This window comes from Paenibacillus sp. FSL K6-3182 (assembly GCF_037976325.1).
Taxonomy (GTDB): domain Bacteria; phylum Bacillota; class Bacilli; order Paenibacillales; family Paenibacillaceae; genus Pristimantibacillus.
In genome coordinates this window covers 7,116,356-7,138,835 of the sequence record NZ_CP150265.1, presented here as the reverse complement: position 1 = coordinate 7,138,835, position 22,480 = coordinate 7,116,356, and the positions used below count along the sequence as shown (strand labels likewise).

Here is a 22,480-nt window from a genome sequence, read left to right as displayed (position 1 = left end):
AAAAAAGTTCCTTTGACGAAAATAAGCCTACTTTTTAGACTTATTTTCGCTCGAACACATCATTTAGCGCGTTTTTGTATGTGACATGTAAAAATTAGCCTACATTCTAGCTCTATTTTCGAGAAAACAGCTCCTTTGACGAAAATAAGCCTACTTTTTAGACTTATTTTCGCTCGAACACATCATTTAGCGCATTTTTTTATGTGACACGCAAAAATAAGCCTATATACTAGGCTTATTTTCACTGCAACCCATCACTTAGCGCTTTTTCACCGATTTTATCCGCTCACACTTATTCCGGCATCATACCGGTGCTTATCGCAAGACGGTTCCACCCGTTGATCGTAATAATAGCCATAATAATCTCGCCGACTTGTTTGCTCTCGAAATACCGGGCAACTTCTTCATATACTGCATCGGGCACATGCTCTTTCGTAATGACTGTGACAGCCTCCGTCAAAGCGAGTACCGCTCGCTCCTCCTTCGTAAAGTAAGGCGTATCGCGCCAAGCGCTTAATGCGTAAATTCGCTGCTCAGTCTCGCCCAAGCTTCTAGCGTCCTTCGTGTGCATATTAATGCAGAATGCACAGCCATTTATTTGCGATGCGCGAATTTTAATCAATTCTAGCAGCTGCTTGTCGATGCTCGTAGTGCCTAGGTATTTCTCCAATCCGCTCATTGCCTGATATGCAGCAGGTATTTCTTTTGCTATTTGGACTCTTTCTGTCATGTTCCTCATTCTCCTCTATGTTCTAATTATTTGCTTTCATCCTCTAAGACAAAACACAGTTATCGGTTGTGACAGAAGGTTAAAAATTTTTTTATTTAGTCGTCTTTGTTTAGTCATACTTTAGTCATGCTGTGTTCGCGATTGGCGGTTCGTAAATTTTCAAATGGTCATTCGATCCGAACATGCTTCAGCTTATCTGGGTTCAACATGACATAAATCCGCTCAACCTTCTGCCCTTCCTCATCGAGCCGAAAGCTGATAACACTTCTTGGCATACCGGCTTGGTTAACGATGACACCAGCTTGTCCGTTCACGTCAGCGAATTGATGGCTATCTCCCAAGAAGGTCTTCGGAATAACACCCTTCAAAAAGGCGATGACTCTTTCTCTGCTAATAATAGCGAAAATAGCTGCACGTACCTTGCCTCCTCCATCGGAGACAAGAATCGCTTCTTCGGATAAAAGAGAAATCAGTTTCTCGAAATTTCCAGAGGAAGCTGCTTCCATGAAGGCAACAGCGAGGGTCTCGGCTTTATCCGTGTTTATGGGTAGCATCGATCTATCTTCCTGAAGCTTCTCTTTGGCTCGGCTGTATATTTTACGACAGTTTGCTGTCGTTTTATGTAAGCAGGAAGCAATATCCTCATAATCGTATTGAAGTGATTCTCTTAAAATAAACACTGCCCGTTCAACGGCTGTAAGCTGCTCAAGCATGACAAGCAGCGCGTAGGAAATCTCTTCATGCTCCGCATAAATTTCAGCAGGGTCTTGTTTTACGGTGCTGACGTCTGGTTCGGGCAGCCATTGTCCAACATATACTTCTTTTCTTTTGCGCGCGGATTGGCTGAGATTGATCGAGCGGTTAGTGAGCATCCGAACGAGATAGGACTTCTCATTTTTAATTTCACTAGGGTCCAAAAGGCTGTAGTCTGCAAACACATCCTGGACCAAATCCTCGGCCTCGCTGAATGTGCCAAGCATCCGATAAGCAATGGAATGGAGCAACGGCCGATACGCTGCATAAGTTTTTTGAAAATCCATTTTTCATCCATCCTTCTCATTTATTGAAAATATTATAACTTGCTAGAAGAGCGTCTGCGATAAGATAAAAAATAGATAGATTGATAGGTTTATATATTAAGCATAACGGACATAATGACGGATAGATACGTTCCGGAACGCAAGCAGACGCACTGACGGGTGCGACGAGAGGAGCTTGTGTTATATGTCCAGCCATTATTCTATTCATTCCTATTCCAATATTTCTAAATCCGCTCATTCTAATTCGGGTAAGGCTAATAAATTTGTTTATCGCAAATCATATGGTTTTATTATTTTTGCACTTATCATTTTAATTATGAGCTGGGAAGCTCAGCAAATGGATGCTGCGGTTGCAGGCGGAGAAATTCCGCAGGAAGCCATTCGCCTTCGTATTTTAGCCAATTCCGATAATCCTGCTGATCAAGTCGTGAAACGTCTTGTCCGGGATGAAATCGTTAAAGCGATGAATAGCTGGGTGACAGGACCTCAGACGATTGAGGAAGCACGTCAGACGATTCTCGCAAATATGCCTGAAATTGAACGCATTACAGCGGAAGTGCTAAAGAGCCGCGGCTTTGAATATGGCTCGTCCGCAGAGCTTGGAATGGTACCGTTCCCGACAAAAATGTACGGCAATCAAGTTTACCCCGCTGGCGACTATGAAGCCCTTCGTATTACACTTGGCGAAGGCGGCGGACAAAATTGGTGGTGCGTATTGTTCCCTCCGTTATGTTTTATCGACGCTGTAAGCGGTGAAGCATCAGCAGCATCAGCTGGAGCAGAGACAGAGCAAGCGTCAGTAGTGAAATCGGAAACTGCAGCGGCTAAGACAGCTTCCTTAGCAGCAGCTCCGGCAGATACTCCTTCCCAAGGCGAAGCGCCGGAAGCAAAATTTTTTATTTGGGAAATGATCGAATCTTTTATCAATTGGATTAAATCATTGTTTTCATAAGAAACGACAGCTGCACCTTTGAATGTATTGGTGCAGTTGTCGTTTCTGCTTGTTTGCGGGTGCTTATGCTATAATAACGAATGAATGAACAATTTCAATTAAGAGCAAGGATTGAAGGATAGAGATGACTAAAACAAATGTATGGCGCGTAAAGCAGGCTCATGATTCTCAGCTGCGTGAACAATTATCGGAAGCTGCCAGCCAATTAAGAGAAGGCGGTATTATTGCTTTCCCTACAGAGACGGTTTATGGGCTTGGCGCGGATGCTCGCAGCTCAGCGGCGGTTGAGCGGATATTCACCGCAAAGGGACGTCCATCGGACAACCCTCTCATTGTGCATATTGCGGGTCGCAAGCAGTTAGATGAGCTGGTGCTGCCGTATTCTGAGCTGGCTTCATCGTTGATGGAACAGTTTTGGCCAGGACCACTTACCATTGTACTGCCCGTTCGTGAGGATGCGTTATCGCCGCTCGTAACGGCAGGACTGTCTACCGTTGGTATTCGAATACCGGATCATAGAACAGCGCTTGCGCTCCTTGAGATCGCAGATTGTCCAATTGCTGCACCAAGTGCCAATCGTTCTGGAAGGCCAAGCCCAACACTTGCTGAGCATGTGCTGGAGGATCTGGATGGGCGGATCGATGGTCTTGTTGATGACGGTGCAACAGGCGTTGGCCTGGAATCTACTGTAATTGAGCTTGCTGGCGAGCATGGCATTCGTATTTTACGGCCAGGCGGCATTACGCGCGAAGCGCTTCAAGAAGCGGCACCCCATGCGTTGATTGATAGTGCCTCGATAGAAGAACCGGAGTCGGCTCCGCGATCGCCAGGCATGAAATATACTCATTATGCGCCACAAGGGGAGCTTGAGCTTGTGCAAGGCCAATTTGAAGCTGTCGCAGCGTATATTGGAGATCAAGTAGAAGCTGCAAAGAAGCGCGGCGAGGTAACTGGCGTACTTGCTTTCGAAGAGAGATTGAATTGCTACGATGCAGATCATGTTTTCTCATTAGGCAGCGAGGCGGAGCTTGGCACAGCAGCCCATCAGCTTTATGCGGCATTGCGAGATTTTGACGGGGCAGGCGCTCAGCGTATTTGGGCAGAAGGCTGCACGGAGCATGGCATCGGCGCTGCGCTGATGAATCGGTTAGCCAAAGCGGCTGGAAACCGAATTATTCGTGTATAGAAAGCACTGTAAGGGGAACGATCATTTTTGAAGCAAAATTAGCTTGAAACCGCACTAGTATGTTTGTCCTCATGTCCGCATATGTTTGGTAAAGACTACAAGCGGACATGGGGGAGATAGGCTGTGATTGAAGCACAATTACAAGCTGGACAGTTTTTGACGCTGCTTATTATTGCGGTGGCACTCAGTCTAGACGCATTTTCTCTGGGACTCGGAATAGGGCTCAAAGGCATAAGGCTGCGAGATGTTTTGAAGCTTGGCATTGTAATTGCATTGTTTCATATGATCATGCCGCTGGCAGGTATTTTCACAGGTCAATACGTCGGCTCCTTGCTTGGGGATGTAGCCACGACTGCGGCAGGCATTTTGCTAGTGCTGCTCGGCGGACATATGATTTATAGCTCGCTGCGCGGCGAGGCGGTTCAATCTTTTGACCATAAATCTTTATGGGGCTTGCTCGTTCTGTCGCTTAGCGTCAGTATCGACTCGTTCTCGGTAGGCATTACACTTGGGATGTTCGCTGCAAACATGTTGATGACGGTTTTACTTATCGGTCTGCTCGGCGGGCTGATGTCGATATGCGGTTTAATGCTGGGGCGTAAAGTCAGCGGTCAGCTTGGCGAATATGGAGAGGCCATAGGCGGAGGAATTTTGTTCGTGTTCGGCATCTTGTTTATCTTTTAGAATATAAGTAAGAAAGCAGAACAATATTTCAGTCTTATTTTAAATTTCAAGTCAAAGCTGATTTAGCATCTAAGGAACGCTGCAAGTGTTTTCGCTTAATCGTTGAACAGCTTGGAATAACGTGCAAAAAGGAGTTGGCAGTGTGAAACGTATTTTATTTGTATGTACAGGCAATACATGCCGCTCACCGATGGCAGAGGCTATGCTTCGCCGAATGGCTGCTCTGAGAGGGATCACCGTAGCCGTTCGCTCCGCAGGCATATCTACTATTGATGGACTGCCCGTGTCAGCTCATGCGGTGGAGACGCTTAGGCAACGGGACATCGAGCATAAGAGCACGTCGCTGGCGCTGACGAGCGAGGCGGTTGGTTGGGCTGATATTATTTTGACAATGACGGTAAATCATAAGCGTGGTTTGCTGCAATGGCATCCCGAAGCGGTCGACAAAATCTATACGTTAAAGGAATATGCAAATCAAGACGCGCAAGTGCTCGCGGATATTGAGGAGCTGGAGCAGCTCTATACAGAGCTTCATATGAAGCAGGCGCTTGGCCAACAGCTGACGACTGGCGAGAGAAGACGATTGCTTGAGCTGGAGCGTCGCATACCAAGCTTTGACATCGTTGATCCTTTCGGAGGCTCGCTTGCTATATACAGCAGCAGTGCTAACGAAATAGAGGACGCGCTCGTCAAGCTGCTGGACAAGCTTGCCAAAAGATAAGTATTTAGGGTTGCAGAAGTCATTTTTGCTCCCATTCGATTGATTTTTATAGCTGTATAAGATATAATAAAATGACAATATACGGTTTCCGATGTAACTGGCGACGGAAGTGGGTAACCACGGTGGAGCATCGGAATATACGGCCGGTCGCCTGGGCAAAGAGCAGCATGCTAATAAGCATGTCTTGCTCTTTTTTCGTCTTTTTGGGCAAAAATAGGTATACTAGCACTGTGATGTTTCATTTCTAAGGAGGTCTTTTGCGTTGAAAATTGCTATTGGTGCTGACCATGCAGGTTATCGTTTGAAGGATGAAGTTGTACCGTTTCTTCAATCGCTTGGTCATGAAATTGAAGATCTTGGTTGCAACTGTGACCAATCCGTCGATTATCCGGACTATGCATTGCCCGTATGCGACCTTGTTACGAGCGGCAAAGCAGAGCGCGGTATACTCATTTGTGGAACAGGTATCGGCATGTCGATTGCGGCTAATAAAGTACGCGGCATCCGCTGTGCGCTTGTGAATGATATGTTCTCAGCCAAAGCCACTCGGGAGCATAATGATACAAATGTTTTGGCGCTTGGGGAACGAGTGATCGGTCCTGGAGTGGCACTCGAAATTATTCGCATATGGCTTGAAACGCCGTTCTCAAATGGAGAACGTCATGTCGGTCGTGTTAGTAAAGTGAAACAAATTGAAGAACAGTACAGCAGCCAGTCCTAATTAGGGGGCATTCGCAATGAACGTAGACGAAAACGTACAGCTAGGAAGCATTGCAGAACAGGTTGAGCAAATTGTTAGGGAACTGGCAGCGGCAGGCAAGCTTGGTATGAGTCAGCTGCTAGTAATCGGTGTAAGTACTAGTGAGGTGCTTGGTCATCGCATTGGCACTTCGGGAACCATTGAAACGGCTGCACAAATTTACGCAGGCGTTGAAGCGGTTCGCAGCGAAGTTGGCTTTATTCCCGTTTATCAATGCTGTGAGCATCTGAATCGCGCGCTTGTCATTGATCAACCTTCCGCAGAACGATTGGGGCTTGATATTGTAGGTGCAGTGCCAGTGCCTAAAGCGGGCGGCTCCATGGCAGCCTATGCCTATCGTCAGCTGAAGGAGCCTTGTTTGGTGGAAACGGTGCAGGCGCATGCGGGCATCGATATTGGTGATACGTTTATCGGTATGCATTTGAAGCGGGTGGCTGTTCCCGTTCGTCCGACGATTCGTGAAATTGGCGGAGCGCATGTCACGATGGCTATCACAAGGCCAAAGTTAATAGGCGGCTCCCGAGCAGTATACGAGCTCAGCGAGAATATAACGGCGGAGCAATCTGCTGGAACTTGCGAATAGTTGATTTATAGCCATAATTTTTTGATTTTCAGCGTCTAAAGGACACCGAAGACGTTTTTGCTTGATAAAGGTTATCTAATTTGAGGAGGAATTTAATCATGGAAAATTTGCGCAAACAAGACCCAGAAGTATTGAAAGCTCTAGGACTAGAACTTACTCGTCAACGTGACAATATCGAGCTTATCGCATCCGAGAACATCGTTAGCGAAGCGGTATTGGAAGCTATGGGAAGCGTTTTGACGAACAAATATGCAGAAGGTTACCCAAGCAAACGTTTCTATGGCGGTTGTGAGCATGTTGACATCGTAGAGGATATTGCCCGCAACCGTGCGAAAGAGCTTTTTGGCGCTGAGCATGCGAACGTGCAACCACACTCCGGCGCACAAGCGAACATGGCTGTTTACCTTGCAGCTTTGCAGCCTGGCGACACTGTGCTTGGTATGAATCTAGCACATGGCGGACATTTGACACACGGCAGCCCTGTTAATGCATCTGGATTGCTTTATAACTTTGTTGCATATGGTGTACAAGAAGATTCCTTCACTATTGATTATGAAGAAGTTCGCAAGCTTGCTTTCAAGCACCGTCCTCGTTTGATCGTTGCGGGCGCAAGTGCGTATCCGCGCACAATCGATTTCGAGAAGCTTGGCAAAATTGCTAATGATGTAGGCGCATTGTTTATGGTTGATATGGCTCACATCGCTGGTTTGGTTGCTGCAGGCCTTCACCCGAGCCCAGTGCCTCATGCGCATTTTGTAACAACTACAACGCACAAAACCCTTCGCGGACCTCGCGGTGGTATGATCCTTTGTCGTCAACCTTGGGCTGCTGCGATTGATAAAGCAGTTTTCCCAGGCTCGCAAGGCGGTCCTTTGATGCATATTATCGCTGCTAAAGCAGTAGCTTTCGGCGAGGCGCTTCAACCTGAATTCAAGCAATACGCAACACAAGTTGTTAAGAACGCTAAAGTTCTTTCGGAAGAGCTTGTTGCAAAAGGCTTTAATATCGTATCTGGCGGAACAGACAATCACTTGATGCTGCTCGACACGCGCAACCTGAACATTACAGGAAAAGTAGCAGAACATGTGCTTGATGAAGTAGGCATTACGGTTAACAAAAATGCCATTCCGTTTGATCCAACAAGCCCGTTTGTAACATCCGGTATTCGTATTGGTACTCCTGCAGCGACAGCTCGCGGCATGGAAGAGAACGCAATGAAGGTTATTGCTGAGGTTATTGCACTTGTGCTTAACAGCCCTCAAGATCAAGAGGTGCTCTCCAAAGCGCGCGGCATGGTTCGTGATCTTACGGCACAATACCCACTTTACCCTGGCATGACTTACTAATCATAAATATATTATTAATTAAAAAAGACCTATTTGTGCATATGCATGAATAGGTCTTTTTTTGATTATATGCCGTGCATAAACAATATATCTAAAAAAAATAATAAAGTTAAAAGCCGCTTGGAATAAATGAGCAAACGTCAATGTTGAAATGAAAAAACGTTCATTTTGCACGACCGAAAAATAATAATTAAATATAATGGTCGTTATTATTTGTGTTATAGTATAAATACGAAAAAAACACATTATATATTTGTGGAATATATATGTAGTTTAAAATAATATGGAAATATAAAGGATTTTCAATTTAATCTGTATTTTTAAGTATTAGTGCTATTTTTGTAAATAAATGACTGTAAAAATATTAAAGTGAAATATTATTAAAATAATTAACTGAATAAACGCTGTACAGCATTAACGCAACAGAATAATTAATTGAATAAACGCGTTAATGTGTTAAAGAACAGTGTATAAAAGTAATTATAAACAAAAATTTACAGCTTACATATTCTTGATAAATAATTAACATGGTTGTATAGTGAAATTTATTATTATATTTAAACTCATTGTTTAAATGGGGAAAATGTTTAGCATTGCTCAAGAGGATACGTATATTTGCATTGGACAAGCTAGAAGAAGATGCAAACGTTTGTGTACAAAGCGAGTAAGTTGGACGATTTTGCCATGTTGAACTGAGCAGAAAAAAAACGGGAGGATTACAATGAGAACAAGAAAGTCTGCTTTATCATTTATTGCTGCTTTACTCATTCTTGCTATTGTCGCTGTTGGTTGTACGCCTAAAGAAGAAACAGGCAACAACGGTGCTACGAACGGCGCAACAAACGGCGCTACAAATGGAGGAGCATCCGAAGCGAAAGTTTTCAGAATGAACATTCACTCTGAGCCTTCGACACTTGACCCGGCACTTATGGAAGACAACGTATCAGGTACACTTGCAACTGGTATCTACGAGGGTCTTACTCGTAAAAACGAGAATGGTGAATCCATTCCTGCAACAGCTGAAAGCTGGGTAAAATCAGAAGACGGCAAAACCTACACATTTAAAATCCGCAAAGACGCAAAATGGAGTAACGGCGACCCTGTTACTGCAAATGACTACGAATTCTCTTGGAAGCGCGCGCTTGATCCAGCTGTAGGTTCAACTTACGCGTACCAATTCTACTACATCGTTGGCGCACAAGATTATAACGAAGGCAAAACGACAAACACAGACGCTGTGGGTATCAAAGCTCTTGATGCTCAAACGCTTGAAGTTAAACTCGTTTCACCTACACCATACTTCTTGAGCCTTACATCATTCTATGTTTACAACCCTGTTCATCCTTCTGTGAAGGACAACGAGGCTTGGGCTGCTGATGCTAAAACAATCATCGGTAACGGTCCTTTCAAAATGAGCGAATGGCAGCACAATACTTCCATTAAGCTTGTTCCTAACGAAAACTACTACGATAAAGCACAAGTGAAATTTGCAGGCGTTGACTTCACAATGATCGCTGAATCTGCAACTGAGCTTGCTAACTACGAGACAGGCAAACTTGATTACACGGGTAAACCAACTGGTGAAATCCCAGCTGAGCAAATTCCGGTTCTAAAAGAATCTAAAAAAGACGAGATCGTTACTAAAGGTATCGCAAGCTCGTACTACTACCAATTCAACACAGAAGAAGTTCCTTTCAACAACGTAAAAGTACGTAAAGCACTTGCAATGGCGATTGATCGTCAAGCAATCGTTGAGAGCGTAACAATGGCCGGCGAAGTTCCTTCGTTTGGTTTTGTACCACCAGGCATCATCGGTTTGAAAGAAGATTACCGTAACGAAGTAAAAGATGATTTCTTCACTGAAAATGTTGACGAAGCAAAAACATTGCTTGCTGAAGGTCTAGCTGAGCTTAAGCTTGCTAAGTTCCCTAAAGTAACATTGACGTTCAACACAAGCGACGGCCACAAGAAAATTGCTGAAGCAATCGTTGAAATGTGGCGTCAAAACCTTGGTATCGAAGTTGGTATCGAGAACCAAGAGTTTGCTGTTCTATTGAAAAACCGTACTGCAATGAACTATCAAATCGCTCGCGCAGGTTGGGGAGCTGACTACAACGATCCAATGACTTACTTGGATATGTTCGTAACTGGCGGCGGTCAAAATAATACTGGTTTTGCTTCACCTGAATACGACGCTTTGATCAAAAAAGCGAATGCAAGCGGAGATCAAGCTGAACGTATTGCGGCTATGACTGAGGCAGAAAAAATTCTTATGGAATACATGCCGATCATGCCAATTTACTACTACAGCAACGTTTACATGCTTAAACCTGGATTCAAGAACATCTTCTTGGACTACAAAGGGGACATCGACTACACTAGAGGTTTCTACGAAGCGAAATAGTCGTCCTTCCAGCACCTGAAGCTAGGGATATATGCGGGGTGTCCGCATATATCCCTTTCTTGTTGACAGATTCAGGCTTTATCACTTTTTAGCATTACTTCTTGTTTATATTCTGTAAGGAGGTGTCCATTGCGTTGATAAAATATGTATCCAAGAAGTTTCTGTCCATGTTTGTCTCGTTGTTTGTTCTTGCGTCCGCTACGTTCTTTCTTATGAAAATTATCCCGGGCGATCCCTTCATTAGGGAGAAGGCTATTCCTGAGAAAATAAGGGAGCACCTCTTGCAAATGTACGGCCTTGATCAGCCGGTATGGAAACAATACTTGATGTATTTGAACAATTTGCTTCATGGCGACTTAGGGATGTCAATGAAGCAGCAATATATGTCCGTTACTCGCATTATTAAAGAAAGCTTTATTTACTCTGCGCAAATCGGCCTTTTTGCTGTTATTGTGTCGCTAGCATTAGGTTTGATTCTGGGCATCGTTGCAGCTCTTAATCATCGTAAATTTTTGGATAGCTTCACGATTGTTATTGCAGTGCTTGGGGTATCGATTCCCAACTTTTTGGCAGCATCAATTTTACAGTTCGTCCTAGGCAGCAAGCTGCGTTGGCTCAATGTATCGGGACTTAACGATCCTACAGATTTTATTATGCCTGTTCTTGCGCTTTCGTTTCTTCCAGCTGCATTTATCGCGCGTCTGACGCGCTCAACGATGCTAGAAGTACTATCCGCTGATTACATTAAGACCGCTCGTGCTAAAGGTCTCAGCGGCCGCATTATTTTGGTTCGTCATGCTCTACGCAATGCTATTTTGCCAGTAGTAACTTATATCGGACCGATGACCGCTAACATTATTACCGGTTCTGTCGTTGTCGAACAAATTTTTGGTATAGGTGGAATTGGGAAATATTTTGTACAAAGTATTACTAACCGCGACTATACGCTCATAATGGGGCTTACTTTATTTTATGGAATTATCCTGATGGTTGCGCGTTTCTTGACTGACGTTGCTTATGGCTTTGTCGATCCGCGTATCAAGCTAACAAGAGGAGGCGGAAAAGGATGAAGGATAAGACCTTTACGCCGGATCAATTCGCGAAGCTGAACAAAGATGAGAAGCACACGGAAGTAGTTGTTCGTGAGAGCATCTCGGCATGGAAAGATGCTTGGCTGCGTCTGCGTTCCAACAAAATAGCGATGTTCAGCTTAATTGTGCTGCTTATCGTCACCCTTATGGCGATTTTTGGCCCGATCATATCAGAGCAGGATTTTCAAACGAATCACTTGAAGGAAAAGAACCTGAATCCTAACGCTACCTATTGGTTTGGTACAGACGATCTTGGGCGGGATCTCTTCACCCGTACTTGGATGGGGGCAGGGATATCTCTGCAGGTTGGTATATATGCTGCACTCGCAGACTTGGTTCTTGGTGTAATTATCGGTGGAATTATGGGTTACTTCGGCGGTCGTGTCGATGAGATATTGAACCGTTTCTGTGAAGTTCTATACTCCATTCCAAGCATGCTTATTATCATTCTTTTGATTGTCATATTAGAGCCGAGCATGTTCACGATCGTGCTTGCGCTTAGTATAACCGGTTGGATCAGTATGGCTTGGATTGTGCGCGGCCAGATCATGCAGCTCAAAAATCAAGAATACGTTATGGCTGCTCAAGCGCTCGGCGCAAGCACTCCACGTATTCTATTCAGACATCTTATTCCTAACGCAATGGGTCCGATTATCGTAACGTTGACACTTACTGTTCCAAGTGCGATCTTCGCAGAGGCATTCCTCAGCTTCTTGGGACTAGGTGTTCAATCCCCGGCTGCGTCTTTGGGTACGATGATAAATGATGCAATTAAAGCATGGACACTGTATCCGTGGAGAATGATTTTCCCAGCAGCAGTTATAAGCGTTACGATGCTTTGCTTTAATATTTTTGGCGATGGTCTGAGAGATGCGCTTGATCCGAAAATGAAGAAGTAGGAGGTGGTCAATGATGGAGAAATTACTTGAAGTAAAAGACCTTCGTGTTAATTTCAAAGTTCGAGGCGGTATCGTTAAAGCGGTTCGCGGTGTGAATTTTCACGTCAACAAAGGCGAGGCAGTAGCCATCGTTGGGGAGTCCGGTTGCGGCAAAAGTGTAACTGCACAATCGCTCATGCGTTTGATTCCATCGCCTCCGGCCGATACTAAAGGATCGATTATGTTTAAAGGCCAAGAAATTTTGAAAATGTCCAATAATCAAATGGAGGACATTCGTGGTAAAGAGATGGGGATGATCTTTCAGGATCCAATGACCTCTCTTAACCCTACGCTAACGATTGGCCGTCAAATTACAGAGGGACTAATCAAGCATCAAGGAATAAGCGGTGCAAAAGCGACAGCACGTGCGATTGAGATGCTTGATCTTGTAGGTATTCCGAACCCTGCATCACGAGTTAATCAATACCCGCATCAGTTCTCTGGAGGCATGCGTCAACGGGCGATGATTGCTATCGCGCTTGCATGCAACCCATCGCTTCTTATTGCGGATGAGCCAACAACGGCACTAGACGTTACAATTCAAGCGCAAATTATGCGAGTCATGAAGGACTTGCAGCAAAAGCTTGGCACTTCTATTATTCTTATTACGCATGATTTAGGCGTTGTAGCAGATATGTGTGACCGTGTTATCGTTATGTATGCAGGCAAGGTTGTGGAAACCGGTACGAAATGGGAGATTTTCAAAAACCCTAAGCATCCTTATACAAGAGGTTTGCTGCGCTCCCTTCCTCGTCTTGACCAGAAGAAGGAAGAGCCGTTGGTACCGATTTACGGTATGCCGCCGGATTTGATTAAGCCGCCGACGGGCTGCAGCTTCTGTGCTCGCTGTGATGAAGCCATGCGGGTTTGCGTGGACAATGATCCCGAATTGCTCCCAGTGGATGGCAATGAGAATCATGAGTCGGCATGCTGGCTAGCACATCCTTATGCAAATCGGGAGGTGTCAGTATGAGTGCGCCATTAATTGAAATTAATAATTTGCGTAAATCATTTAATTTAGGCGGAGGAGCGACGCTCCACGCTGTTAATGATATATCTTTCTCCATCAAAAAAGGAGAAACGGTCGGCGTAGTTGGTGAGTCCGGTTGCGGAAAATCAACAGCTGGTCGTACTATTATGCGGCTGTATGAACCAACTAGCGGCGGTGTTAACTTCGACGGGCAAGATATTTATAAGTTGAAGGGCCCTAAGCTAAAAGAGCTTCGCCGTGATATGCAAATGATATTCCAAGATCCTTACGCATCATTAAACCCGCGTATGACGGTTATGGACATCATCGGAGAAGCGCTCGATATTCACAAGCTTGTTGCAAGCAAAAAAGAACGCAAGCACAGAGTTGAGAACCTGCTGGATGTCGTAGGTCTTAATCCAGACCATGCTACAAGGTATCCGCATGAATTTTCTGGCGGTCAAAGACAGCGTATTGGTATTGCACGCGCGCTTGCTGTTGATCCGCGCTTCATCATTGCAGATGAGCCGATCTCAGCGCTCGACGTATCTATCCAAGCGCAAGTTGTTAACTTGATGATGGATCTACAGCGCAAGATGGGTTTGACTTACTTGTTTATCGCGCATGATTTATCCATGGTTAAGCATATAAGCGATCGTGTAGCGGTTATGTATCTTGGTAAAATCGTTGAGCTCGCAGAGAGCAGCGAGCTGTACGCGAATCCTGCTCACCCTTACACAAGGGCTTTGCTTTCGGCTATTCCGATTCCAGACCCGGAGATTGAAGCTACCCGTGAGCGTATTGTACTGACTGGTGATTTGCCAAGCCCAATCAATCCGCCTACAGGCTGCCAGTTCCATACGCGTTGTCCGATTGCGACAAACAAATGCAAGGTGGATGAGCCAGCTCTACTTGAAGTGAGAAAAGGGCATTTTGCTGCTTGTCACTATGCGTCAGTTTAATCATTATCAATTATCTAGCATAAAGCTAGTTGTGAATAAGTTTTTGAAAAAAGATGGAGCAAGGATGATTCCTGCTTCATCTTTTTTTGCTTTTAGTAGGTTGTGCACAAAAATGTTGATAACATGTGGACAAATGTGGATAACTCATATCAAAAATGTGGATAGTTTATCATTTAAACGTTTTTTCAATAAATAATTTATTATTTTTATACTGATTGTGGATAGAAGTTTACAAAATGACTTCAAGGCCCACTATATAAGTTTGAGGAGAGCGGCTTCGCCGTGTGTAAGTGCAAGATGCAGGATCGTAGAGCGGTTGTACTGGACATTGGGGGGTTAACTGAGGGAAACCCTTCCGTATCATGAAGTAGGCATACAGGGCAGTACAGCGCTGTTTAAAGGCTTCTATTCAGAAGAGAGCCTCGATTTTATGTGTGACCTTCATTATCCTGATGACCCGTGCGATTAGGAGATGTGTTAATATATGGGTAAGACGAACCGACGTGGAGGGTTAGGATGGATCAAGTGGTAACGATATTGATTATTGTAGTTTTGGTTATTGTTGTATTAAGTGCACTATCAAAATCGAATAGTTCAAACAGCAAGGCTAAATCAGGCGGCAGAGGCAGAGAATATGCTGGCCGTACCAATGCGTTTACACCTTGGCCAAATGCCGAGCTGCCGACTGCACTTGGCGTGCCGTATGGGCACCCTGCGAGAACTGCGGCGGAACGCTTGGAGTCCGCGCTAGGTATCGATTTTGAGAGCCGAGTGAAGGACAGGGTATTAAAGGAATTCCCAAAAATATCAGATAAAGAATGGAATTGGACCTGGTTTGAGCTGAAGCGATATTTTCTTATGTGCGGCATCATGCGCAGTGTTCCTATGTATAGCAAGCAGGTTGATGCGGTATGGCATGAAATGCTTATGTTCACGAGGGAGTATGAACAGTTTTGCATGAAATTCTCCGGTGCAATGATTCATCATGCGCCTCATGCGCCGGGTGCGCAGCCGCTCCCGGGAGAAAGAGCGATGTTCGACTGGGCTTATGGCGAGCTGTTTGGACAGGCGCCGGTTAGCGGCAGAATATGGGGAGCCTTTTACCGAACGCAAATGTCGGAACAGAGGCTGGAGGAGCTTGATAGCTGGAGTACAGAAGAGCTGCGCAAGCAATGGTTTAACGTGAGTACGACAGAGAGACACTCTGATTTGAAAGCGACAGCTAACTACATGATAGACAGAGCCAAATCTCAGCTTTTGGCTGCTGGAAAGGGCAAAGCGCCTTACGGGAAAGAGCCTAGCTCCGCGAGCAGCTATGGGTATGATCCTGTTTTAGGAGCAACCGGCCTATTATCAGGCCTTCTCATTTATAATTCAATATCGCACCCGAATGATTTTGCCCAGCAGATGGATCAAGCTCAAAATGAAGAGGAACGTAAAGCGAATGGAAGCGGCGATACCACTTATGCTTGCAGCGGCTCATCCGACGATGGAAGAGATGACCATTCGTGTGGAAGTGACGGCGGTGATAGCGGATCAGGCGGGGATTCCTCCTGCGGAAGCGGTGGAGACGGCGGTGGATCATCCTGCGGCGGCGGAGGCTGCAGCAGTTAAAAGGAATATACTTACAGCGGCCTGTGACTCCTAATTTTAGAATCACTGGCCTTTATTTGCGAAAACACAAAACTCAAGATGCAAGGGCTTGTTTACAATGCTATAATATACGGGATTGTGTGAAGACTACTATACAATAACAACAACAAACGGGAGGAATACCGCTCCATGAGCAAAGTAATTATTTGCGACCATCCGTTAATTCAGCATAAGCTGACTTTTATTCGGAATAAAGAAACGAATACAAAAGATTTTCGGGAATTGGTTGATGAAGTTGCAACATTGATGTCTTACGAAATTACGAGAGAAATACCGCTTGATACGATTAAGGTGCAGACGCCTGTAGCCGAGACGGATTCGAAGGTTGTATCCGGAAGAATGCTTGGGCTTGTGCCTATTTTGCGCGCTGGTCTTGGGATGGTTGACGGTATATTGAAGCTGATTCCATCGGCAAAGGTAGGGCATATCGGTCTAGCGAGAGATCATGAAACGCTCCAGCCTAAAGAGTATTACATTAATTTGCCTACAGATGCACCGAATCGTCTGCTTATTGTTATCGATCCGATGCTTGCTACGGGCGGCTCTGCTATCGCAGCGATCAATTCACTGAAAAATCATAATTGCGATCAAATTAAATTAATGTGTCTTATTGCTGCTCCGGAGGGCGTGAAGGCTGTTCAAGAAGCGCATCCTGATGTCGATATTTATATCGCCGCACTCGATGAGCGTCTGGATGAAAGAGGCTACATCATCCCTGGTCTAGGCGATGCTGGAGACCGCATGTTCGGAACAAATTAGCACAGTGTCGTATGAAATGATAATAGGAGTGGAATCTTTTGTCTAAACTGAAGGTAATGACTATTTTTGGAACACGTCCGGAGGCAGTCAAGATGGCGCCGCTCGTACTCGAGCTCCAGAAGCGAGAGGATGAAATCGAATCGATCGTTTGTGTAACTGCGCAGCATCGCCAGATGCTTGATCAGGTACTCGATTTTTTTGAAATTCATCCAAATTACGATTTGAATGTGATGAAGGATCGTCAAACGTTAACGGAGACGACTGTTCGCGTGCTAGAAGGGCTTGATCCTGTTCTAACGCAAGCGAAGCCTGATATCGTGCTTGTTCATGGCGATACACAGACAACGTTTCTTGCAAGTTATGCAGCGTTTCTTAAGCAAATAAAAGTTGGCCACGTTGAGGCGGGGCTTCGTACTTGGAATAAGCTTTCTCCGTATCCGGAAGAAATGAATCGGCAGCTTGCCGGCGTGCTCTCAGATGTGCATTTTGCTCCGACAGAATGGTCGGCCAACAATTTACGCAAAGAGAACAAGTCGGATGCTGCCATTTATGTGACTGGGAACACCGCTACTGATGTATTCCAATATACGGTGGATGAGTCTTTCTCGCATCCGGTCATCGACTGGGCTAAAGGGAAACGGATGATTCTCATGACAGCACATCGTCGTGAAGCGTTAGGAGAACCGCATCGCAATATTTTCAGAGCGGTGAAACGAATCGCCGACGAGCACGAAGATGTGGTAGTCGTGTATGCGGTCCACCCGAATCCTGCGGTCAGAGAGCCTGCGAATGAAATTTTGGGCGATCATCCGCGTATTCGCTTGATTGATCCGCTGGATGTATTCGAGTTCCATAACTTCTATCCGCATGCCTTTATGATCATGACGGATTCCGGCGGTTTGCAAGAAGAGGCTCCATCGTTTGGCGTGCCGACTCTCGTGCTTCGCGATACGACAGAGCGTCCAGAGGGCATCGAAGCAGGAACGCTAGAGTTGGTAGGTACAAATGAGGAGCTGGTGTACAGCAGAGCTCATGCACTGCTAACCGATTCTCAGCTTTATTCTCGCATGAGTCAAGCTGCTAACCCTTATGGGGATGGCACCGCTTCCGAGCGTATTGTAGATGCGATCTTGCATCATTTTGGCAGACTAAAGGATCGTCCTGTTTCGTTCACAGAACGTTCATAGATTACACAGGAGTGATGAGCTGAGAGGCGAATGTACAGCATACAGTAGTACTGTACGGTTTCCGGGACGCACAACACCTTATGTATCAAGGGTTTTGGTCGATCAATTCACCAAAAGTTTGCAGTGATTTCAATTGACAAACGTGTTGTGGCTTGGATAAAATAAATGAGGATTGACAGGGGTATGAACCATGAATAAAAAGGACAGAAGGGACAATCCACTGCTCGCAGCCGGACTAGTCGGCGCACTCGGATTGCAAGTCGCTGTATGTATCTTTTTAGGCTATTGGATCGGCTCTTCTCTCGGGAACCGTTTTGGGGACGCGAAGGGATGGACGCTCGGTGGCATACTGGTCGGTCTGGCTGTCGGACTACTCTCAGCCATTCTGCTTGTTAAGAAGGTTATGGAGGACGCCGATGGATAAAATAATGAAGACAGCATTACGTACGCTTATTTATGCAATGGCGGTATGCCTAATTGTATGGGCTTTCTTGCCGGACTGGCGTACGGTGTCTCTCGGTCTTCTTGTGGGATTGGCAGCAAGTTCCATGAATGCGTTTTTACTAAGACGCAGAGTAGAAATGGTCACCCTAGGAGCAGCGGGGGTTGGACCACGCAAGAGAGGTCTTGGTCTAGGAAACCGCATCGCAACAGTGTTGCTGGTTGCCATGATCGCCTATCGTTTTCCGGAGGATCTCAGCATGCCGGCCGCGTTAGCTGGCTGTATGGTCATGCCGTTTATTCTTTTGGTAGCAGCATATATTCACAATAAACGACAATCTTAGCGGAAAGGGGTGAAAATTTTAGATGCATGAATTTCCGGTGATGCCACTGGGGCCGTTTAATATTGACATTTCGACCTTGGTAGCACTTGTGGTTTCAGTCATTGTGACGTTCTTGATCGCTAAGCTGGCTGTTCGCAACCTTTCGGTGGACAACCCTTCGAAGATGCAGAACTTTTTGGAATGGGTCGTTGATTTCGTTCAAAACTTTATTTCAAGCACAATGCCTGCAAAACGAGTCAGACCGTTCATTTCTTTAGGAATGACGCTGATTATGTTCATTTTCATCTCCAACCTGCTCGGTTTGCCTTTCGGTATCGTAACCGAAACTAGTACTGTTAATGAAAATATCGGTGTTACGCAGGAATTATTGGATGAGAAGCATGGTCATGTTGAACTTGCTTGGTGGAAATCGCCAACTGCTGATATTTCAGTAACGGCAGGGTTAGCGCTTATCGTATTCGTAATCGTCCATTTCCTTGGTCTGAAACAGAATAGAAAGCACTACTTGAAACATTATTTCCATCCTTACCCAATATTCTTCCCAGTTAACCTTATTGAGACAATCGCTAAGCCAGTAACACTTGCGCTTCGGTTGTTCGCTAACATCTTCGCAGGTGAAGTACTGATTGCAACAATCCTGATGATGGGCTGGATTGGTACGCCATTCCTGGTTGCATGGCAGGGCTTCAGTCTTTTTGTAGGCGGTATTCAAGCTTTCTTGTTCACGATTCTTACGATGGTATATATTTCACAAGCTGCCATTCACGATGAAGAGGAAGCACATTAATTTTCGCTTTATGCCTTAATTCAACATTGAGGTTGGTTATACAAAAAAACAACAATTTTCGAGGAGGATTTTAAAAATGGAATTATTAGCAGCAGCTTTGGCAGTAGGTTTGGGTGCAGTTGGCGCGGGTGTAGGTAACGGTATGATCGTTAGTAAAACAGTTGAAGGTATCGCTCGTCAGCCTGAACTTCAAGGTAAATTGCAAACAACAATGTTCATCGGTGTAGGTATCGTCGAAGTTGTGCCTATCATCGGCGTAGTTATCGGCTTCTTGGCTTTCTTCCAAGCTTAATAACTGAAATTGGCGGGGAAGGCCTTAGCCCTCTTCGCCTTCGTTATGATTAAGACAATATTGTGGTGAGAAAGGAGCGGCATCTATGTCATGGGTTTGGGAATCTACAGTAATCGCAATGGTTGCGTTTGGTGTTTTGTACTGGTTACTCAATAAGTACGCATTTGGCCCATTATTCGAAGTAATGGAGAAGCGCAGACAGCTTGTGCTTGAACAAATGAATACAGCTGAGAACAGTCGTAAAGCGGCTGAGCAGCAAATGGAAGAGCAGAAGGCTGCACTCCAACAAGCTCGCAAAGAAGCTTACGAAATTATTGAACAATCCAGAACAACGAGCTCGAAGCAAGCAGACGAGATCGTTCAAACAGCAAAAACAGAAGCATCCCGTCTGAAAGACGATGCTCTCAAAGATATCGAAAGCGAGAAAAACAAAGCAATTGCAGCGCTTCGTACTGAAGTTGGCGGCATCTCCGTAAAAATCGCATCGAAAATTATTGAGAAGCAAGTGGATGAGAAATCACAAGAACAGCTTGTTGGTCAATATTTGAAAGAAGTTGGAAATAAATGAGCCGCGATGCAGTCGTAGCGAAGCGCTACGCTAAAGCACTGTTCGAGGTTGCACAGCAGCAAAAGGTTGTTTCAGAGGTTCAGGAGCAGCTTAAGCTGATCGTGCAAGCTCTTGAGCAGGACGCTGACATTGAAAAGTTCCTGTCTGTTCCAAGTATTGCTCCAGAACAAAAGATTGCCGTTCTAAAAGCAGCATTCGGTGATCGTGTATCTTCACTGGTATTCAACACCGTACAAATTCTTATTACTCGCAGACGCCAAGATATTATTGCTGAGGTTTATGCAGCATATACGAAGGTTGCGGGAGATTCGCTCGGTCAAGCACATGCTACGGTTTATTCCGCACAAGCTTTGTCTGATGCTGAGCTTGCTAACGTAGCGGCGCAGTTCGGACAATTGACTGGCAAAGCTATTATTGCTGAGCAAATAGTAGAACCTTCATTGCTAGGTGGCGTACAAGTACGCATCGGCGACCGTCTTTATGATGGAAGCTTGTCCGGCAAGTTGGAACGTTTACAAAAATCGTTTAAAATCTAATGCACTGTAGATAGGGGTGAACGAATTGAGTATCAGACCTGATGAAATCAGCACGCTGATTAAACAACAGATCGAAAATTTTAAATCCGAAATTCAAGTCGTAGACGTCGGCACCGTAATCAATGTCGGTGACGGTATCGCCCGCGTACACGGTTTGGAAAATGCGATGCAGGGTGAATTGCTCGAATTCTCAAACGGTGTAGTCGGTATGGCTTTGAACCTCGAAGAAAGCAACGTCGGTGTCGTTATCCTTGGACCATACACGGATATTCGCGAAGGCGATCAAGTTAAACGTACAGGCCGTATCATGGAAGTACCTGTCGGCGAAGAGCTTCTTGGCCGCGTAGTAAATCCACTTGGACAGCCACTAGATGGTAAAGGTCCAATCAACACCACTCAATTCCGCGCGATTGAATCTCCAGCACCAGGCGTAATTGACCGTAAATCGGTTCATGAGCCTATGCAAACAGGTATGAAAGCTATCGACGCAATGGTACCAGTAGGCCGCGGACAACGTGAGCTTATCATCGGTGACCGTCAAACGGGTAAAACATCCATTGCAATCGATGCAATCATCAACCAAAAAGGCAACGGCGTAAAATGTATTTACGTTGCTGTTGGTCAAAAGCAATCCACTGTTGCAAACGTAGTGGAAACACTTCGTCGCCACGGTGCTCTTGAATACACGATCGTAGTAACTGCTGGTGCATCTGAGCCGGCTCCATTGCTCTTCCTAGCTCCTTATGCTGGTTGTACAATGGGTGAGTACTTCATGTACAAAGGCGAGCACGTTCTTGTTATCTACGATGATCTATCGAAACAAGCCGCTGCTTACCGTGAGCTTTCCCTATTGCTTCGTCGTCCACCGGGTCGTGAAGCATACCCAGGTGATGTATTCTACCTTCACTCCCGTTTGCTAGAGCGTGCGGCTAAACTAAGCGACGCTAGAGGCGGCGGTTCAATGACGGCATTGCCATTCATTGAGACGCAAGCATCAGACGTATCGGCATACATTCCTACGAATGTTATCTCGATTACAGACGGTCAAATCTTCCTAGAAGCAGATCTGTTCTACTCCGGTCAGCGTCCAGCGGTTAACGTTGGTATCTCTGTATCCCGTGTAGGCGGTTCCGCTCAAATCAAAGCAATGAAAAAGGTTGCTGGTACGCTTCGCCTGGATCTTGCGGCTTACCGTGAGCTTCAAGCGTTCTCGCAGTTCGGTTCCGACCTTGACAAATCGACGCTAGCTCGCCTTAACCGCGGTGCGCGCACGATGGAAATCCTTAAACAAGACGTTAACAAGCCGATGCCTGTTGAGAAGCAAGTTATCTCAATCTTCTCTGCTGTTAAAGGTCATTTGGATGAGATTCCAGTTGGCGATATCCTTCGCTTTGAGGAAGAGTTCCACGCGTACCTCGATTCGAACAGCCCTGAAATTGGCCAATCGATCCGCGATACTAAGGATCTTGTTGCTGACAACGAGAAAGCTCTCGTTGAAGCTATCAATAAATTTAAGAAAAGCTTCTCTGTATCGGCATAATTAAGC

Annotated in this window: 24 protein-coding genes and 1 riboswitch; of the genes, 22 read left to right on the top strand and 2 right to left on the bottom strand. The window is 45.4% G+C overall.

Going from position 1 to position 22,480, the window contains the following annotated elements; all coding sequences use genetic code 11:
* Window positions 1-292: 292 nt before the first annotated feature.
* Window positions 293-730 carry a carboxymuconolactone decarboxylase family protein gene (locus tag MHH56_RS31215; protein WP_339205421.1) on the bottom strand — a complete coding sequence of 146 codons (438 nt, stop codon included), beginning with the start codon at window positions 728-730 and terminating at the stop codon, window positions 293-295.
* Between the two features lie 167 nt (window positions 731-897).
* On the bottom strand, window positions 898-1,770 hold the full coding sequence (locus MHH56_RS31210) for an RNA polymerase sigma-70 factor (RefSeq protein WP_339205420.1): 873 nt from the start codon (window positions 1,768-1,770) through the stop codon (window positions 898-900).
* 184 nt (window positions 1,771-1,954) lie between these two features.
* On the opposite strand from MHH56_RS31210, the gene spoIIR reads away from it, so the two are divergent.
* From spoIIR to atpA, 22 genes are all read left to right on the top strand, one after another.
* Window positions 1,955-2,722, top strand: a complete 768-nt coding sequence (spoIIR, locus tag MHH56_RS31205) for a stage II sporulation protein R (protein ID WP_339205419.1) — start codon at window positions 1,955-1,957, stop codon at window positions 2,720-2,722.
* A 124-nt stretch (window positions 2,723-2,846) separates the two neighbouring features.
* Complete coding sequence (locus tag MHH56_RS31200) at window positions 2,847-3,908, top strand: L-threonylcarbamoyladenylate synthase (RefSeq protein ID WP_339205418.1); 1,062 nt, start codon at window positions 2,847-2,849, stop codon at window positions 3,906-3,908.
* A gap of 123 nt (window positions 3,909-4,031) precedes the next feature.
* Window positions 4,032-4,592 carry a manganese efflux pump gene (locus MHH56_RS31195; protein ID WP_339205417.1) on the top strand — a complete coding sequence of 187 codons (561 nt, stop codon included), beginning with the start codon at window positions 4,032-4,034 and terminating at the stop codon, window positions 4,590-4,592.
* Window positions 4,593-4,734: 142 nt separating this feature from the next.
* Window positions 4,735-5,313 (top strand): low molecular weight protein arginine phosphatase, encoded by a 579-nt coding sequence (locus MHH56_RS31190; protein WP_076266269.1) that lies wholly within the window; start codon window positions 4,735-4,737, stop codon window positions 5,311-5,313.
* Window positions 5,314-5,396: 83 nt separating this feature from the next.
* A riboswitch (ZMP/ZTP riboswitch) is annotated at window positions 5,397-5,477 on the top strand.
* 98 nt (window positions 5,478-5,575) lie between these two features.
* Window positions 5,576-6,034: a ribose 5-phosphate isomerase B gene (gene rpiB, locus MHH56_RS31185; protein ID WP_076266268.1), complete on the top strand. Its 459-nt coding sequence runs from the start codon at window positions 5,576-5,578 to the stop codon at window positions 6,032-6,034.
* A 16-nt stretch (window positions 6,035-6,050) separates the two neighbouring features.
* Window positions 6,051-6,656 (top strand): TIGR01440 family protein, encoded by a 606-nt coding sequence (locus tag MHH56_RS31180; RefSeq protein ID WP_339205416.1) that lies wholly within the window; start codon window positions 6,051-6,053, stop codon window positions 6,654-6,656.
* Window positions 6,657-6,754: 98 nt separating this feature from the next.
* A complete protein-coding gene (gene glyA, locus MHH56_RS31175) occupies window positions 6,755-8,002 on the top strand; it encodes a serine hydroxymethyltransferase (protein ID WP_339205415.1) in 1,248 nt (415 codons plus the stop codon).
* A gap of 721 nt (window positions 8,003-8,723) precedes the next feature.
* Entirely contained in the window at window positions 8,724-10,406 is a 1,683-nt protein-coding gene (locus tag MHH56_RS31170) for a peptide ABC transporter substrate-binding protein (RefSeq protein WP_076266266.1), read from the top strand.
* Window positions 10,407-10,540: 134 nt separating this feature from the next.
* On the top strand, window positions 10,541-11,476 hold the full coding sequence (locus tag MHH56_RS31165; protein WP_076266265.1) for an ABC transporter permease: 936 nt from the start codon (window positions 10,541-10,543) through the stop codon (window positions 11,474-11,476).
* The gene (locus tag MHH56_RS31160) at window positions 11,473-12,396 is read left to right on the top strand and encodes an ABC transporter permease (RefSeq protein ID WP_339205414.1); all 924 of its coding nucleotides are present in this window, start codon (window positions 11,473-11,475) and stop codon (window positions 12,394-12,396) included. The genes MHH56_RS31165 and MHH56_RS31160 overlap by 4 nt, the downstream gene beginning before the upstream one ends.
* A 13-nt stretch (window positions 12,397-12,409) precedes the next feature.
* Window positions 12,410-13,408 (top strand): ABC transporter ATP-binding protein, encoded by a 999-nt coding sequence (locus tag MHH56_RS31155; protein WP_339209780.1) that lies wholly within the window; start codon window positions 12,410-12,412, stop codon window positions 13,406-13,408.
* The gene (locus MHH56_RS31150) at window positions 13,405-14,367 is read left to right on the top strand and encodes a dipeptide ABC transporter ATP-binding protein (protein WP_339205413.1); all 963 of its coding nucleotides are present in this window, start codon (window positions 13,405-13,407) and stop codon (window positions 14,365-14,367) included. The genes MHH56_RS31155 and MHH56_RS31150 overlap by 4 nt, the downstream gene beginning before the upstream one ends.
* A gap of 516 nt (window positions 14,368-14,883) precedes the next feature.
* On the top strand, window positions 14,884-15,981 hold the full coding sequence (locus MHH56_RS31145) for a hypothetical protein (RefSeq protein WP_339205412.1): 1,098 nt from the start codon (window positions 14,884-14,886) through the stop codon (window positions 15,979-15,981).
* Between the two features lie 168 nt (window positions 15,982-16,149).
* A complete protein-coding gene (upp, locus tag MHH56_RS31140; RefSeq protein WP_076266260.1) occupies window positions 16,150-16,779 on the top strand; it encodes a uracil phosphoribosyltransferase in 630 nt (209 codons plus the stop codon).
* A 38-nt stretch (window positions 16,780-16,817) separates the two neighbouring features.
* Window positions 16,818-17,966: a UDP-N-acetylglucosamine 2-epimerase (non-hydrolyzing) gene (gene wecB, locus MHH56_RS31135; RefSeq protein ID WP_054025466.1), complete on the top strand. Its 1,149-nt coding sequence runs from the start codon at window positions 16,818-16,820 to the stop codon at window positions 17,964-17,966.
* Between the two features lie 190 nt (window positions 17,967-18,156).
* A complete protein-coding gene (locus tag MHH56_RS31130; RefSeq protein WP_076266259.1) occupies window positions 18,157-18,390 on the top strand; it encodes an AtpZ/AtpI family protein in 234 nt (77 codons plus the stop codon).
* Window positions 18,383-18,751: an ATP synthase subunit I gene (locus MHH56_RS31125; protein ID WP_076266258.1), complete on the top strand. Its 369-nt coding sequence runs from the start codon at window positions 18,383-18,385 to the stop codon at window positions 18,749-18,751. Before MHH56_RS31130 ends, MHH56_RS31125 begins: the two co-directional genes overlap by 8 nt.
* 22 nt (window positions 18,752-18,773) lie before the next feature.
* Window positions 18,774-19,538, top strand: a complete 765-nt coding sequence (atpB, locus tag MHH56_RS31120; protein WP_339205410.1) for a F0F1 ATP synthase subunit A — start codon at window positions 18,774-18,776, stop codon at window positions 19,536-19,538.
* Window positions 19,539-19,614: 76 nt separating this feature from the next.
* Window positions 19,615-19,830 carry a F0F1 ATP synthase subunit C gene (atpE, locus tag MHH56_RS31115; RefSeq protein WP_053373757.1) on the top strand — a complete coding sequence of 72 codons (216 nt, stop codon included), beginning with the start codon at window positions 19,615-19,617 and terminating at the stop codon, window positions 19,828-19,830.
* 85 nt (window positions 19,831-19,915) lie between these two features.
* A complete protein-coding gene (gene atpF / locus MHH56_RS31110) occupies window positions 19,916-20,398 on the top strand; it encodes a F0F1 ATP synthase subunit B (RefSeq protein ID WP_339205409.1) in 483 nt (160 codons plus the stop codon).
* Window positions 20,395-20,934, top strand: coding sequence for a F0F1 ATP synthase subunit delta (locus MHH56_RS31105; protein WP_339205408.1), 540 nt, complete (start codon window positions 20,395-20,397; stop codon window positions 20,932-20,934). Before atpF ends, MHH56_RS31105 begins: the two co-directional genes overlap by 4 nt.
* A 25-nt stretch (window positions 20,935-20,959) precedes the next feature.
* Window positions 20,960-22,474, top strand: a complete 1,515-nt coding sequence (gene atpA, locus MHH56_RS31100; RefSeq protein ID WP_076266254.1) for a F0F1 ATP synthase subunit alpha — start codon at window positions 20,960-20,962, stop codon at window positions 22,472-22,474.
* The last annotated feature ends 6 nt before the right edge of the window (window positions 22,475-22,480 follow it).